Genomic DNA, 14,419 nt, shown 5'->3' on the forward strand with positions numbered 1-14,419 from the left:
ACACGGGTGCGCCCGTCGGGGCGCACCCGGGCCGACGGCGTTTCACCATGTGCAAACACCAGGGAAATTGATCCGGTTGACCCGCGACACGCCTATATCTGCATTGCTTTGACAAACGGACTAGTTGCGCATGGTGCAACCAAAGGTAATTTCAACGGCAGTTCGGACAGTTTTATCGATCCAGGTATTGCGCCACCCCAGTCACACCTGTCTACTCTTATTACGATCGATGATCGATCAGCTTTTCTCCGCCTTCTTCAGCTTTCTTTACGAAGAGACCCATTTAGGGGAGTGTGGCAATGAGCAAGACGAACCCGGACCGCAACGTCGGACGCAGGAACGTCATCAGCGGCGCGGCCGCCGTCGCCGGTGGAGCGGCCCTGGCGGCGGGCCTTCCCGCGAGCGCCCAGGCGGCCCCCCGGTCCGGCGCGGCGGTCGCGAACAATGTGACGACCGATCTGATCACCGTCACCCCGACCGACAAACGCTTCCCCGACCTGGTGCGCGGCACCAACCAGCGCTGGGTGGCCACCCCTGAGAAGGTGCACCTGGTCACGACGACCGCCCAGGCGCAGAGAGCCGTACAGGAGGCGGCCAACGCCAACAAGCGGCTCACCATACGCAGCGGCGGCCACTGTTACGAGGACTTCGTCTTCAACAGTGAGACCCAGGTCGTGGTCGACATGTCGGGCATGAACCAGGTCTACTTCGACGCCTCCAAGAACGCCTTCGCGATCGAGGCCGGCGCTTCCAACCTCCAGGTCTACGAGACCCTCTACAAGCTGTACGGCGTCACCATCCCGGCGGGCTCCTGCAACTCCGTCGGCGCCGGCGGCCACATATCCGGCGGCGGCTACGGCCTGCTCTCCCGGCTGCACGGCCTGACCGTCGACTACCTCTACGGCGTCGAGGTCGTCGTGGTGAACGCGAACGGCACCGCCAGGACCGTGGTCGCCACCCGTGACTCCACCGGCCCCGAGAAGGAGCTGTGGTGGGCGCACACGGGCGGTGGCGGCGGTAACTTCGGCCTGATCACCCGCTACTGGATGCGGACGCCCGGCGCGACCGGCACCGACCCGACCCAGCTGCTGCCGAAGCCGCCGTCGGAGGTCTTCGTGCACTCCTGGGGCTTCAACTGGTCCCAGATGAACTACGCCTCGTTCACCCGGCTGCTGGAGAACTGGGGCAACTGGCACGTGGCGAACAGCGCGCCGAACTCCCCGTACAACTCGCTGTTCGGCCTGCTGAAGCTGAACCACAAGTCCAACGGCCAGATCGGCCTGCTCACCCAGATGGACGCCAATGTCCCGAACGCCCAGGGGCTTCTCGACGACTACCTCGCCGCGGTCAGCGCGGGTGTGGGCGTGACCCCCACGGCGATGCGGACGCGGATGGGCGAGCACTCGGCCATGCCTCAGTTCAAGGCGCCGCGCAAGCTGCCCTGGTACATCGCCACCGACTGGCTGAGCGGCGGCAACCCCACCCTGCGCGGCAAGTACAAGTCTTCGTACTCCCGCACGGCCTTCACTCCCCACCAGATCGACATGATGTACAAGCACCTCACCCTCGCCGGGTACAGCAACGGCGACGCCCTGGTGCAGGTCGACTCCTACGGCTGCAAGGTCAACGCCGTGCAGCCCGGCGACACCGCGGTGCCGCAGCGCGACTCGATCATGAAGCTCCAGTTCCAGACCTACTGGACGGACGCGGCCGACCAGACGCCCCATCTGAACTGGATCCGCGACTTCTACAAGGAGATGTACGGGCCGACGGGCGGCGTCCCGGTGCCGAACGCCAACAACGACGGCTGCTACGTCAACTACCCCGACAAGGACCTCGGCGACGCGACCCTGAACACCTCGTCGTCCACCTGGGCCGACCTCTACTACAAGGGCAACCACACCCGTCTGCGGCAGGCGAAGGCGACCTGGGACCCGAGCAACTTCTTCCGCCACGCCCAGTCGGTCCGCCTCCCCGGCACCCCCGTCTGACACTCCCTTCTCCACACCCTGACGCGCGCACCCCCGTCCCGCGTCCACCCCGCCCCCCGGGCAGCGGCACCCGCCGCGCCCGGGGGGCGCGGTGCGTCCGGGGTCATGGAATGAGCCAACTCCCGTTACGGACGGGCCAGTTGATACACAGACAAAGAGGTGCGGAGGTGATTGTGAATACGTAAGCCGACGCCAAGGAGGAAAGCGGTTCACAGACCCCCCAGACGGGGCATAACGATCAAGGACGGCCCGACGGCCGTCCGAAGATCGGGACGAAGGGGAACCGCCCATGGCGACACCACTCACCGCTGCGAGACTCGTCAAGATCCTCCGTGACGAGGGTCTGCGGGTGGTCGAGCACCGGAGCTGGCGCACACACAACCGGAATCACAAGGGACCGTGGGGCCCGGCGCACGGGGTGATGATTCACCACACCGTCACCTCGGGCACCGAGAACTCGGTGGAGCTCTGTTACAACGGCCACGCGAGCCTGCCGGGCCCGCTCTGCCACGGGGTCATAGCCAAGGACGGCACGGTTTATCTGGTCGGCCACGGCCGCGCCAACCACGCGGGGCTGGGCGACGGCGATGTGCTGCGCGCCGTGATAGCGGAGGCGGCGCTGCCGGTGGACAATGACGCCGACACCGATGGCAATCGGTATTTCTATGGATTCGAGTGTGTGAATCTCGGCGACGGCCAGGACCCCTGGCCCGCCGCGCAGCTGGAGGCGATCGAGAAGGCCTCGGCGGCCATCTGCCGTGAGCACGGCTGGTCGCAGCGGTCGGTGATCGGTCACAAGGAGTGGCAGCCCGGGAAGATCGACCCCCGGGGGTTCACGATGGACTCGATGCGGGCCCGGATCGAGGAACGGCTGGACGCGGGGAAGCCGACGTCCCCGGAGAAACCGGCCAAGCCCGCCAAGCCGGCGAAGCCCGCGAAACCGGCGGCGAAGTACGAGCCGTTCCCCGGTGCCGCGTTCTTCACGGCGGGGAAGCGGAGCGCGATCATCACGGCGATGGGCAAACGGTTGGTGGCAGAGGGATGCGGTCGTTATCAAGTGGGGCCCGGCCCGTCCTGGAGCGAGGCCGACCGCAAGTCGTACGCCGCCTGGCAGCGCAAGCTCGGTTATACGGGCAGTGCCGCCGACGGCGTTCCGGGCAGGAAGAGCTGGGACCGGCTGAAGGTCCCGAACGTCTGATCCGGCCGCGCTCCGGCCGCCGCCCGGGCGGGGGCGGCGGCCGGAAATTCGGATGCCCGGACCGACGGCACCGCGTACGGTCCACCGAGTGGACCCGCTCACCGAGAAACAGATCCGCTCGTCCTTCGTGAACTGTTCGAAGGGCGAGGCGAAACGGCTCAAGCTGCCCCTCGACTTCGCCGAGCTTCCCTGGCCCGACCTGGACTTCGTCGGCTGGATCGACCCGGGAGCCCCGCTGCGGGCGCATCTGGTCGTCCCCGGGCCCGGCGGCCCCACGGGCATCACCCTGCGCGTTCCCGGCACCCGGAACACCAGCGCCGTCAAGTCCAGCCTCTGCGGCATCTGCCTCACCGCCCACGCCTCCTCGGGCGTCGCCCTCATGGTCGCGCCGCTCGCCGGCCCGAGCGGCCGGGAGGGGAACACCGTCGGCATGTACCTCTGCGCGGATCTCGCCTGCTCGCTCTATCTGCGCGGCAAGCGGCAGCCCTGGATGCGGCCCCGGCAGTACGAGGAGTCCCTGAGCCTCGACGAGAAGGTCGCCCGCGCCATGGGCCACCTGGACGGCTTCCTGGCGAAGATCACCGCCGGAGCCTGAGCCCGGGTCCTGATCCTGATCCTGATCCTGATCACCCCGCGTGCCCCCGCCGAGACCGGGAGTGACACTCCGGGGGCCCGGCGAAGGCCCGGCGAACCGCGCGCCGAACACCGGCGACAAGGGGCACAATCGAAGGTGGGGGGAGCGAAACGCTCTGCCGGAAGGTGATCAGATGGCAGCCCGCCGGACCCGGTCCCGCTACGCCCCGGACCAGGGACTCACCACCCGCATGGTGACCACCATGTTCCTGATCGGGCTGCTCTACGTCGTCTTCGTCGGCGTTCTGCTCGCCCTGCTGCGCGGCGCGTGGCCGATCATCCTGCTGATCTCGGGCGCACTGTTCGTCGCCCAGTTCTGGTTCAGCGACAAGATCGCCGCGCGCGGCATGGGGGCCCGTGAGGTCACCCCGGAGGAGGCGCCCGAACTCCATGGCGCGGTGGACCGCATCTGCGCCCTGGCGAACATGCCCAAGCCCCGGGTCGCCGTCGCGGACAGTGATGTGCCGAACGCGTTCGCCACCGGCCGGAGCCAGAAGACGGCCCTGGTGTGCGCCACCACCGGGCTGCTGCGGCGGCTGGAGCCCAAGGAGCTGGAGGGCGTCCTCGCCCATGAGCTGTCGCATGTCGCGCACCGCGATGTGGCGGTGATGACGATCGCCTCCTTCCTGGGCGTGCTCGCCGGGCTGATGACCAGGATCACGCTGTACGGAGGGCTCAGCCGGGCCGGCCGGGACAGCAGCACGGCCATCGCCGTGGCGCTGATCCCGCTGATCAGCGCGGCCGTGTACGCGATCAGCTTTCTGCTGACCCGGCTGCTGTCCCGCTATCGCGAGCTGGCGGCCGACCGGGCCGCGGCGCTGCTGACCGGCCGGCCCTCGGCGCTCGCCTCCGCGCTGACCAAGGTCACCGGGGAGATGGCGGGCATCCCGACCCGCGATCTGCGCAGGGCGGAGCCGTACAACGCCTTCTGGTTCGCGCCCGCGTTCTCCTCCCGGGAGAGCCTGGCCAGGCTGTTCTCCTCCCACCCCACGCTGGAGCAGCGGCTGGAGCAGCTGAGCCGGATCTCGGCCCAGCTGGCTCGTCCGTGACGGCGTCGGCATGGGATTCCTCGACTCGATACTCGGCCGCGGCAAACCGGCGCGCCCCGATCTCGACCAGCTGTTCGGGCTGCCCGGCGCGGCGGTCGCGCTGGAGGCGGGGGCGGGTTTCACCCCCACCGGTGCGGGGTCGGTCTGTTTCGCCGCCGCGGAGGGCGGGGCCTTCGGCCGGATCGAGACGGATGTACGGGAGCTGCTGGACGCGGGCGCGGAGCGCGGCGGCGGTGTTCCCGTCGCCTTCAGCCAGGACGGCTACGGCTACACCTGGGTGCTCGTCCGCCGTCCGGCCGATGACATCGCGTCGCTGGTCAATGATCTGCACGCGGTGAACACACTGCTCCAGGAGGCGGGGTTCGGCCCGCAGCTGCTGTGTTCCCTGGTCGCCTTCCACGAGACGGCGGGGGATCGCGCGCTGGCGCTGGTCTATCTCTACAAACGCGGTACGTTCTATCCCTTCGCGCCGCTTCCCGGGGCGGTGGAGCGGCGGGACAACGCCCTGGAGATCCAGCTCAGGTCGCTTCTGGCGGACGATCTGAGGGTGGAGGCCGATCTCTCGCGCTGGTTTCCGGTGTGGGGCGCGCCGGGACTGACGGACTGAAGCCGACTCACACCCTATTCACAGCCTTATCACAGATGAAGCTCTCATGAGGGTCATATGCAATTTGATGACCTGTTCTCATGTCCAAGGATGAATTCCAGCCAAGTATCCAGAACTTGTCCGCCCGCAGACAACCGGCGGAGTTCTCTCTCCCTCTCTTTCGGCACAGGCCACGAGATCACTCGATATCGGCACTGTCGGGCTGATACGTCCGGCCGGCCGCCCGTGCGCCGACGCCCACTCTCCTGCCCTTGAGGCACTCGCATCAGCAGAGGAACGATGAGCAGAACTCCACGTACCCGTCTCTGGCGTTCAACCCTGGCCGCGTCGGCCGCGCTCGCCGTAACAGCCGGAGTCGTCGCCGCCGCGCCGGACGGCAAGAAGGCCGCGAAGCCCTCGCCGAAGCTCACGCTCGTCACGGCGACCTCGTCGATCACGGTGACCAAGTACCCGGACGACCCCGACTACCCGGAGTACAACGGTGTCCGGCTGGACCTCGGCACCTATGTCACCTCCGAGGGCTCGCCCTTCGAGCTGCGGGTGACGCGTAAGTCGTACAAGGACCCCGTCGCCGTCCAGCAGATCGTCCACGACGGCAAGAAGAAGATCACCAAGAACCTGCCGAAGGGCCTGGTCAAGGACTTCCAGGGGCTTCCCGGCTTCCTCGATGTGAGCATCACCGACGCGGCGGGCAAGTCGGTCACCAAGCTCAGCCAGAGCTTCTGCCCGAACAACGCGTCCGGGCGGATCAGCCATGACGCCCCGCTCAAGTCCCGCTTCCCGCAGAGCTGCCCGACCAACCCCTTCACGGTCGGTTCGGTGTGGGGCGTCGAGAAGGGCTGGGCGGTCAACACCCACTCGGGCCACTACAACAGCCCGCGCGTCCAGCTGGCGGCCGGAACCTACACGGCCAAGGTGTCCGTCGCGAAGAAGTACCGCGATCTCTTCGGCATCACCAGCAAGGCCAAGCCGGTCAAGGTGATAGTGGAGGAGTACAAGGAGGAGCCGGGCGGCCCGCAGGGACGTTCCGCCGCGGTCGGCGCGCACGACCACCACGCGGCCGGCCACACGGGACACGGCGCGGCGCAGGCCCCGCCGACCCTGGCCGAGGCGACGAGCGGCACGGGTCCCACGTACAACGTGGGCCACGCCCCCTACCCGCCGGCCCCGCCCGCGCTGCCCTGGGCGCTGAAGAAGAGCGCCCGCACCGTGGCGAACCTGGGCGACGGGGCCGGCCAGACGGACGGTTCGCGCCAGGCGGCCGGCGGGAAGCCCGCCGCCAAGCGCCCGACCGGCAAGCCCAAGGTGCCGAACGTCCCCAAGCCCGACCTGCGTTCGCTGCCCGCCTTCGACATCATCACCACCGACGGCAAGGAGCAGGGCGCGCCGGGCAGGGACGAGCTGGCCTTCAGCGCCAATGTGTGGAACGCGGGCCCGGCGAAGCTGATCGTGGAAGGCTTCCGCGCTCCCGGCAAGGAGCTGATGGACGCGTACCAGTACTTCTACGACACCAAGGGCAAGCAGGTCGGCTACACCCCCTCCGGCACCATGGAGTGGGACCCGCGTGAGGGCCACGACCACTGGCACTTCACCGACTTCGCCAGCTACCAGCTGCTGACGGCCGACAAGAAGAAGGCGGTGCGCGCGGGCAAGGAGGCGTTCTGCCTCGCCAACACCGACGCCGTCGACTACACCGTGAAGAACGCCAACTGGCACCCGACCGGCACCGACCTGTCGATGGCCTGCGGCCAGGAGACGGCGATCTCCGTCCAGCAGCAGCTGGACGTGGGCTCGGGCGACACCTACACCCAGGGGACGCCGGACCAGTCCTTCGACATCACCGATGTGCCGAACGGCACCTACTACATCCAGGTGACGGCCAACCCGGAGAACCGTCTGAAGGAGACCAGCACGAGCAACAACTCGGCGCTCCGCAAGGTCGTTCTCGGTGGTGTGAAGGGCGCGCGCACCGTGACCGTTCCCCCGCACCACCTGGTGGACGACTCCCGCCGCTGAATCCGCTGCACCGTGTGACACCGGGCCCGGCCGCATCCCAGCGGCCGGGCCCGGTCGTGTGCGGCGGGCGGCGGACGGCGGGTCAGACCGCGCCGAGTGCCGTCCGGCGGGCGATGAGGGACGCTCTGATCTCGCCCGCGCGCACGGCGGTGTGGGAGAGCAGGGTGGAGGTGATGCCGTGGGTGTGCTCGGTGCCTCCCTGGAGGTAGATGTCGGAGGTGACCCGTGCGACGGTCTCCACCCGGTGGTCACGGCCGATCATCAGCGCGTCCTCGTCGTCGCGCAGGCACAGCTTGCCGAGTTCGCCGAGCCGTTCGCCGATGCCCTGCGGCTGGTAGCCCGTGGCATGGACCAGCAGATCGGCCTCCAGCACCTCCCGCTCCCCCGTCGGCAGGTACTCGATGGTGATGCCGAGGCGGGCGGAGTCCGCCGACACCTCGCGGATACGGGAGACATTGAGCATGCGCAGCCGCTGCCGCCCCTGGACCTTCTCCTGGTACATGGTCCTCGACAGCCCCTCGATCAGCTCCATGTCCACCACCGAGTAGTTGGTGGAGCGGTGGTAGTCGAAGAGGGAGCGCTTCACCTCGCGCGGCGCCCCGTAGTAGATGTCGACGGCCTCGGGGTCGAAGATGCGGTTGGCGAAGGGGCTGTCGTCGGCCGGTGTGTAGCCGTACTTGGCGAAGACCGAGCAGATCTCGGCGTCGGGGAAGCTGCGGTGCAGATAGTCGACCGCCTCCGCCGCGCTCTGGCCCGCGCCGAGGACGACCGCGCGGCGCACCGGGGTGGCCCGGTCGACGAGTTGGCCGACCCTGGGTATGAGTTCGCTGGTGTGCCAGACCCGGTCGGAGAGCACGGTTCCGGGTGGTAGCCGCGGTTCCATGCCCATGGCCACGCAGAGGCTGCGGGCCCGGCGGACCGTCGAAGCGCCCCCGCCGGCGGGGTCCTTGCTGGTGACGTCGAACCAGCGGATCTCGCCGTCCTCGGTCACCGGCTTCACCGAGACGACCTCCGAGGAGTACTCCACCAGCGTGTCCACCCGGGCGGCGGCCCACTCGAAGTAGTCGTGGAACTCGATGCGGAGCGGGAAGAGCGTCTTCTGATTGAGGAAGTCGACCAGGCGGTCGCGTTCCCGCAAGTAGCAGAGAAAACTGAAGTCGCTGGTCGGATCGCGCATGGTGACAAGGTCTTTGAGGAAAGAAACCTGCATGGTTGCGTCATCGATGAGCATGCCGCGGTGCCATCCGAAACCTGGCTGTTTCTCCAGGAATCCGGCATGGATGCGATCTTCTTGCGAGACCTGCGAGTTGTGCTCCTGGATCGCGATCGCCAGGGCCAGATTCGACGGTCCGAAGCCGATCCCCAGTACGTCGTAGATGATGCCCGAACCGCTGTGCAGTGTATTCACCGCGTCATCGCCTCCCTCAGCAGGCATATGTTAGATAAGGTTAGCCTTACCTTGCAATGTCCTGAGGAGGATTCGCATGCGGGTCGTCATGTTCGGCTATCAGACCTGGGGCCACCGCACTTTACAAGCCCTGCTGGATTCCGAGCACGAAGTAGTCCTTGTCGTGACTCACCCCAAGAGCGACCATGTGTACGAAAAGATCTGGGACGACTCGGTGGCCGACCTCGCCGAGAAGCACGGCGTCCCGGTGCTTCTCCGCAACCGCCCCGGCGACGAGGAGATGCTCCGCGCGCTGGCCGGGGCGAGGCCCGACATCATCGTGGCGAACAACTGGCGCACCTGGCTGCCGCCGGAGATCTTCGATCTCCCGCCGCACGGGACGCTCAATGTGCACGACTCACTGCTCCCGACGTACGCCGGCTTCTCCCCGCTGATCTGGGCGCTGATCAACGGAGAGCCGGAGGTCGGGGTCACGGCGCACCGCATGGACGCCGAACTGGACATGGGCGACGTGGTGTTGCAGCGTTCGGTGCCGGTGGGCCCGAAGGACACCGCGACGGACCTCTTCCACCGTACGGTCGATCTCATCGGCCCGATCGTCCGTGACGCGCTGGACCGGATCGAGGCCGGTACGGCGGTCTGGACACCACAGGACCGCTCCCGGGCCTCCTTCTTCCACAAGCGCGCGATCGAGGACAGCCGGATCGACTGGAACTGGCCGGCCGAGGACCTGGAGCGGCTGGTGCGCGCGCAGTCGGACCCGTACCCCAACGCCTTTACCCACCATCGGGGCGAGCGGGTGAGGATTGTCTCCGCCTCGGTGTCGCGGAAGTCGTACGGCGGCACCCCGGGGCGGATCTTCATCCGCGAGGACGACGGGATCGTCATCGTGGCCGGGGCGGACGCCAGGTCGGGGAAGCGCCCCGGACTGGTGATCAGGCGACTGCGGACGGAGGACGGGACCGAGTACGCGGCCACCGACTACTTCCGGACCATGGGCGGTTATCTCACCGGCCGCCCCTGACGGCCTCCGGCCGCTCCCCCTCCGGTCCGTGCCCGGCCGGGCCGGACGGGGAGACGGCTCCGTCCTCCACCCTCACCAGCCGGTAGCGCTGCTCGCACTTCGCCCCCCGGCGCCGGTCGGCCTTCTTCGGGCGGGCCCGCCGGGCGGCGGCCACCAGGGCCGCGATCTCGGGGCTCTCCCGGCGCAGCCGGTACAGGGCCCGCCCGGACATGCCGACCAGGGCCGCGGCGGGGGCGTGCAGCGCGCCCCCGCGCAGGGCGGAGAGCAGCACCCGCAGGGCGGCCGGGTTGAGCGCGTCGGCCGGGCGGGCGACATCGTCCGTACGGGCCATCTCCCGCGCGGCGGTCATCGCCGCCGCGAAGGCGTCGTCCCCGCGCTGCCAGTTGAGCAGCAGACGCTCGGAGACGCCCGCGGCCATGGCGCAGGCGGCCGGGTTCAGTCCGAGCGCCGCCGCCCGCAGCGCGTCGGCGCGGCGTGCCGCGTTCTCCTCGCGCAGATCCGGCTTTCCGCCGCGCAGGGCCCGGCGCAGGGACCGGTCGATGTCCTCATCCGCGTCGAGGCCCGCGACCACTTCGTCGGCCCACAGGTCCAGCCGGCTCAGGGGGGCCTCCAGCCGCTCATCCACTTGCACACCTTCTTAGGTTAGCCTCACCTAAGTATAGTCATCACTTGGGTGGCGTGGCCGCATCAGGGCAAAACTCCCGGATCTCTGACGCATTCTCACCTCCCGTATGTCTCACATTCCTTGAGAGGCTCCGCGCCCCGGTCCGGTTCCCACCCCGCCGGGCGGTCCGGCCCCGGGCCGCGCCGGCCCTGTTCGAAGGGATGCGTCCGTGCTCTGTACCAGGATCGTCAACGCCGATGTCGTCACGATGGACCCCGCCCGTCCGCGCGCCCGGGAACTGGGCGTCTGGCGGGGGCGGATCGTGGGTCTGGACGAGGAGGTGTCGGCGCTGCCCGCCCGGCGGGTGCTCGACCTCGACGGCGCGACGGTGCTGCCGGGGTTCATCGACGGCCATACGCATCTGATGTGGGCCGGGCTGAAGTCGCGCACCCCGAGCGTCGCCCCGTCGGCCCGGGCCGACGATGTGCTGGCGGTGGTGTCGGACGCCGTGACCGCCGCCGCGCCCGGAGCCTGGGTGGATCTCTCCGGCTACGACCAGCGGCCGCTCGGCCGCCATCTGACCGCCGCCGAGCTGGACACGGTCGGCCGGGGCCGCAAGGTGTTCCTCGCGCACATCTCCGGCCACGGATGCGTGGTGAACTCGGCGATCATGGATCTGCTGCCGGCCGGGGTCCGTACGGAGGGCTTCCTCGCGGAGGAGTCGATGGCCGGGGCCCGCGCGCTGCGCCCGCCGTACTCGGCGGACGAGCTGGTACGGGCGGTGGAGGACGCGGCCCGGGTGTGCCGCTCCGAGGGGGTGACGGCCTGCGCCGAGGCGGGGGTCGGCAGCGAGCTGTTCGCCCACAGCCCGATCGAGGGCGCGGCCTTCCAGCTCGCCCACGACACCGGCCGGCTGCCGCTGCGGCTCCAGCTCATGGTGGCGGCGGACGCCCTCGCGCCGGTCACGGCCGCCCCCGAGGACACCACCTCGTACGCCATCGGGCTCGGCCTGCGCACGGGCTTCGGCTCCGGGCGGCTGTCGCTCGGCGCGCTCAAGGTGTTCACGGACGGCGGCATGATGGCGCGCACGGCCGCCCTGAGCCGCCCCTACGAGGGGACGGACGACGCGGGCCGGCTCCAGCGGACCGCCCGGCCGCTCCGGGACATCATCGTCGAGGGCCATCTCGGGGGATGGCAGCTCGCGGTCCACGCCATCGGCGACCGCGCGGTCGATCTGGCGCTGGACGCCCTGGAGCGGGCGCAGCGGATCCGGCCCCGGCCCGACGCCCGGCACCGGATCGAGCACGCGGGGCTCGTACGCCCGGACCAGCTGCCGCGCTTCGCCGCCGTGGGGGCCATCGCGGTCGTCCAGCCCGCCTTTCTGCGGCACTTCGGCGACGACTACGCGACGATCGTGGGAGCGGAGCGGGCGCCCTGGCTCTACCGGGGCAGGGGTTTCCTCGACAGCGGCGTGCGGCTGGTGGGGAGTTCCGACCGGCCCGTGGCCGACGGGGCCCCGCTGCGGGCGATCCAGTTCATGGTGGAGCGGGCCTCGCTGTCGGGCCGGGCGATCGGCCCCGCCGAGGGCATCACGGTGGAGGAGGCCCTGCGGGCGTACACGGTGGACGCGGCGTACGCCTGTCGCTGGGAGGAGAGCGCGGGGACCCTGGCGGCGGGCAAGCGCGCGGATCTCGTGGTGCTGGGCGACGATCCCCGGCGGGTGAGCACCTCGCGCATCGGGGAGATCGAGGTCGTCCGCACCTTCCTGGAGGGCGAGGAGCCCCTCTGAGCGGGCCCGGGGCACCCGGGCAAGGGGGTCGGCCGGGGTCAGTGCTTCGGCGTGGAGCGGGAGAGCATCGCCCAGACCGTCTTGCCCTTCGGCGGGGTCAGGGACCAGGACCAGCTCTCGCACAGCGCGCTGATCAGCGCCAGCCCCCGGCCGCCGAGGGCACAGGACTCGGCCTCGCGCGGCAGCGGCGGGCGGGAGCTGGGGTCGGCGACCGCGCAGACGACATCGTCCGGGTGGAGAAAGATGCCGAGCCAGAGCGGATAGTCGCCCTGGTCGGACGTCTGCGGGTCCAGCGCGTGCTGGACCGCGTTGGTGACCAGCTCGCTCACGACCAGCGCGGCGTCGGGGACGAGGGCGGGCAGCGCCCAGCGGTCGAGGGTGGCCGCGACGAAACGACGCGCCTGGGGGGCGTTGCGGAGGTTTCCGTCGAGGGCGCAGGCCGCGAAGCCCGCCGGGACAGGGCTGCGGCCCATCCCCCACAACGCCTCGCTCACCTCGGTCGATCCAAGCGGCCAGTCCGTGGGGGAACCCGAACGGCGGAGCTCCGCACCGTCCCTGACGCTCGTGCTCGATGAGGCCGACGCGTAGGTCGTCACTGGTCATGTCCCCCTGGAAGATGCGGACTTCAGCGCTGGGAGAGCCGCCGTGCGACGAGTATGGTCGACTCTCCCGTGAGAATGCAATTGCATCTGGGATTGCAGATGGGATTGCATTCACGGCAGTCTGATGGCGAACGATCACCCGTACGAAGAGCAAGGGGCCACTGAAGTGGAACGTTTCGTCAACGGCATGCGGGCAAGTGCGCTCTCCCCTGCCGCCTGGACAAAGAGCAGTCACAGCAACGCCACAGGAAACTGTGTGGAACTGGCCCAACTGCCCGATGGGAGCGTGGCCATGCGCAACTCGCGCGACCCGCAGGGGCCGGCCCTGGTCTACACCCGGGACGAGATAGCCGCGTTTGTAGCCGGTGCACGAAGTGGCGACTTTGATTCCCTTATTGGCTGAAAAGCATTTCAGGGCCGTCGAGTCCGTGCCCGTGGCGGATCCGTGGTGGATACTGACATCTTCCGAGTGTCCGCAGGAGTGCCCCCATGGCAGCAACCGACCCGAACGAGTCGTTGTTCCTCCGGCCGCTGGGGGCGGTGGAGCAGAACCCGACGGCCCTGAAGCTGATTCTCGGCGGCAAGCTGCGCGAACTGCGCCTCGCCGCCGGTCTCGACCCCGCCGACGTCGACGGCCGGCTGGGCTTCTCCCGCTCGAAGACCAGCCGGATCGAGCTGGGCCGCCACGGCTGCAAGCCGACCGACGCACTGGCACTGCTGGAGCTGTACGGGGTGGACGGCGAGGATCACGTCGAGGAGTTCCTGCGGCTGGTGGACCAGTCCCGCCGGCCGGACTGGTGGCGCTCGTTCAGCGATGTGCTCTCCGACTTCTTCACCCCGCTGGTGGCCCTGGAGAGCGCGGCGGAGCGCATCCGCGCCTATGAACCGTTCTATGTGCCGGGGCTGTTGCAGACCTCCGCGTACACCCGTGCGGTGATCCAGGCCGGCCCCGGGCAGCTGCTGCCGCACGATGTGATGCGCCGGGTCGAACTGCGCCAGGAGCGGCAGAGCCATCTCGACCAGCCGGACGCGCCGTATCTGTGGGCGGTGATCGACGAGTCCGTGCTGATGCGGACGGTGGGCGGCCGGGAGGTCATGCGGGCCCAGCTCGAACATCTGGCGGCGCTGATCGAGCGCCCCAGGATCACGCTCCAGATCGCCCCGCTGGATGTGTCGGCCGCGGTCGGTCTCGGCACAGGAGTGACGTATCTGCGCTTCGCGCTGAGCGACCTGAAGGACGCCGCCTACATCGAGCACCTGACCGATTCGACGTTCACCCAGAAGCCGCAGGTCGTGGAGCAGTACCGGAACATGCTCGACCGGCTCGGGGCGTGCGCCCTCACCCCGGCGAAGTCGCGCGAGGTGCTGCACCGGCGGCTCGGCGAGTACTGACCCCGAGAACGGTCTGGGGCCCCCACACCCCCCCCGGTGGGGGGCCCCCACCCCTCCCGCGCCCAGTCCACCCCCTCGGGGCCCCCCCCCCCCCCCCCCCCCCCCC

The 14,419-nt window shown here is 69.4% G+C and carries 14 protein-coding genes; 11 read left to right on the forward strand and 3 right to left on the reverse strand.

All coding sequences use genetic code 11. The features are described 5' to 3' along the window. The 7 genes from IE247_RS34220 to IE247_RS11505 form a co-directional block, all read left to right on the forward strand. Positions 1–303: hypothetical protein (locus tag IE247_RS34220; RefSeq protein WP_229869056.1), on the forward strand; the 303-nt coding region annotated here is incomplete at its 5' end. Next, positions 300–1,991, forward strand: coding sequence for an FAD-binding oxidoreductase (locus IE247_RS11480; protein WP_190122915.1), 1,692 nt, complete (start codon positions 300–302; stop codon positions 1,989–1,991). The genes IE247_RS34220 and IE247_RS11480, both read left to right, overlap by 4 nt. Before the next feature lie 289 nt (positions 1,992–2,280). Continuing rightward, positions 2,281–3,189, forward strand: coding sequence for a peptidoglycan-binding protein (locus tag IE247_RS11485; RefSeq protein ID WP_190122916.1), 909 nt, complete (start codon positions 2,281–2,283; stop codon positions 3,187–3,189). 88 nt (positions 3,190–3,277) lie between these two features. Next, positions 3,278–3,784 (forward strand): FBP domain-containing protein, encoded by a 507-nt coding sequence (locus IE247_RS11490; RefSeq protein ID WP_190122917.1) that lies wholly within the window; start codon positions 3,278–3,280, stop codon positions 3,782–3,784. Between the two features lie 172 nt (positions 3,785–3,956). Beyond that, complete coding sequence (gene htpX / locus IE247_RS11495) at positions 3,957–4,871, forward strand: zinc metalloprotease HtpX (protein WP_190122918.1); 915 nt, start codon at positions 3,957–3,959, stop codon at positions 4,869–4,871. A 10-nt stretch (positions 4,872–4,881) separates the two neighbouring features. Beyond that, positions 4,882–5,478, forward strand: coding sequence for a PspA-associated protein PspAB (gene pspAB, locus IE247_RS11500; protein ID WP_190122919.1), 597 nt, complete (start codon positions 4,882–4,884; stop codon positions 5,476–5,478). Positions 5,479–5,757: 279 nt separating this feature from the next. Beyond that, on the forward strand, positions 5,758–7,494 hold the full coding sequence (locus IE247_RS11505; protein WP_190122920.1) for a lysyl oxidase family protein: 1,737 nt from the start codon (positions 5,758–5,760) through the stop codon (positions 7,492–7,494). Between the two features lie 82 nt (positions 7,495–7,576). Here the strand turns inward: IE247_RS11505 and IE247_RS11510 are convergent, their stop codons facing one another. Beyond that, positions 7,577–8,902: a lysine N(6)-hydroxylase/L-ornithine N(5)-oxygenase family protein gene (locus IE247_RS11510; RefSeq protein ID WP_229869057.1), complete on the reverse strand. Its 1,326-nt coding sequence runs from the start codon at positions 8,900–8,902 to the stop codon at positions 7,577–7,579. A 76-nt stretch (positions 8,903–8,978) separates the two neighbouring features. Between IE247_RS11510 and IE247_RS11515 the strand changes: the two genes are divergently transcribed. After that, positions 8,979–9,926: a methionyl-tRNA formyltransferase gene (locus IE247_RS11515; RefSeq protein ID WP_190122922.1), complete on the forward strand. Its 948-nt coding sequence runs from the start codon at positions 8,979–8,981 to the stop codon at positions 9,924–9,926. Here IE247_RS11515 and IE247_RS11520 read toward each other — a convergent pair. Next, positions 9,910–10,557 carry a hypothetical protein gene (locus IE247_RS11520; protein ID WP_190122923.1) on the reverse strand — a complete coding sequence of 216 codons (648 nt, stop codon included), beginning with the start codon at positions 10,555–10,557 and terminating at the stop codon, positions 9,910–9,912. The genes IE247_RS11515 and IE247_RS11520 overlap by 17 nt on opposite strands. A 202-nt stretch (positions 10,558–10,759) precedes the next feature. On the opposite strand from IE247_RS11520, the gene IE247_RS11525 reads away from it, so the two are divergent. Further along, positions 10,760–12,319 (forward strand): amidohydrolase, encoded by a 1,560-nt coding sequence (locus tag IE247_RS11525; protein WP_190122924.1) that lies wholly within the window; start codon positions 10,760–10,762, stop codon positions 12,317–12,319. A 38-nt stretch (positions 12,320–12,357) separates the two neighbouring features. On the opposite strand, the gene IE247_RS11530 is transcribed toward IE247_RS11525, so the two are convergent. After that, positions 12,358–12,813 carry an ATP-binding protein gene (locus IE247_RS11530; RefSeq protein ID WP_229869058.1) on the reverse strand — a complete coding sequence of 152 codons (456 nt, stop codon included), beginning with the start codon at positions 12,811–12,813 and terminating at the stop codon, positions 12,358–12,360. A 232-nt stretch (positions 12,814–13,045) separates the two neighbouring features. On the opposite strand from IE247_RS11530, the gene IE247_RS11535 reads away from it, so the two are divergent. Beyond that, positions 13,046–13,324 (forward strand): DUF397 domain-containing protein, encoded by a 279-nt coding sequence (locus tag IE247_RS11535; protein WP_190122925.1) that lies wholly within the window; start codon positions 13,046–13,048, stop codon positions 13,322–13,324. A gap of 86 nt (positions 13,325–13,410) precedes the next feature. Further along, a complete protein-coding gene (locus tag IE247_RS11540; protein ID WP_190122926.1) occupies positions 13,411–14,313 on the forward strand; it encodes a helix-turn-helix domain-containing protein in 903 nt (300 codons plus the stop codon). Positions 14,314–14,419: the final 106 nt, after the last annotated feature.

It is taken from the genome of Streptomyces inusitatus (assembly GCF_014651115.1).
In the GTDB taxonomy this organism is placed as follows: Bacteria; Actinomycetota; Actinomycetes; order Streptomycetales; family Streptomycetaceae; genus Streptomyces; species Streptomyces amakusaensis.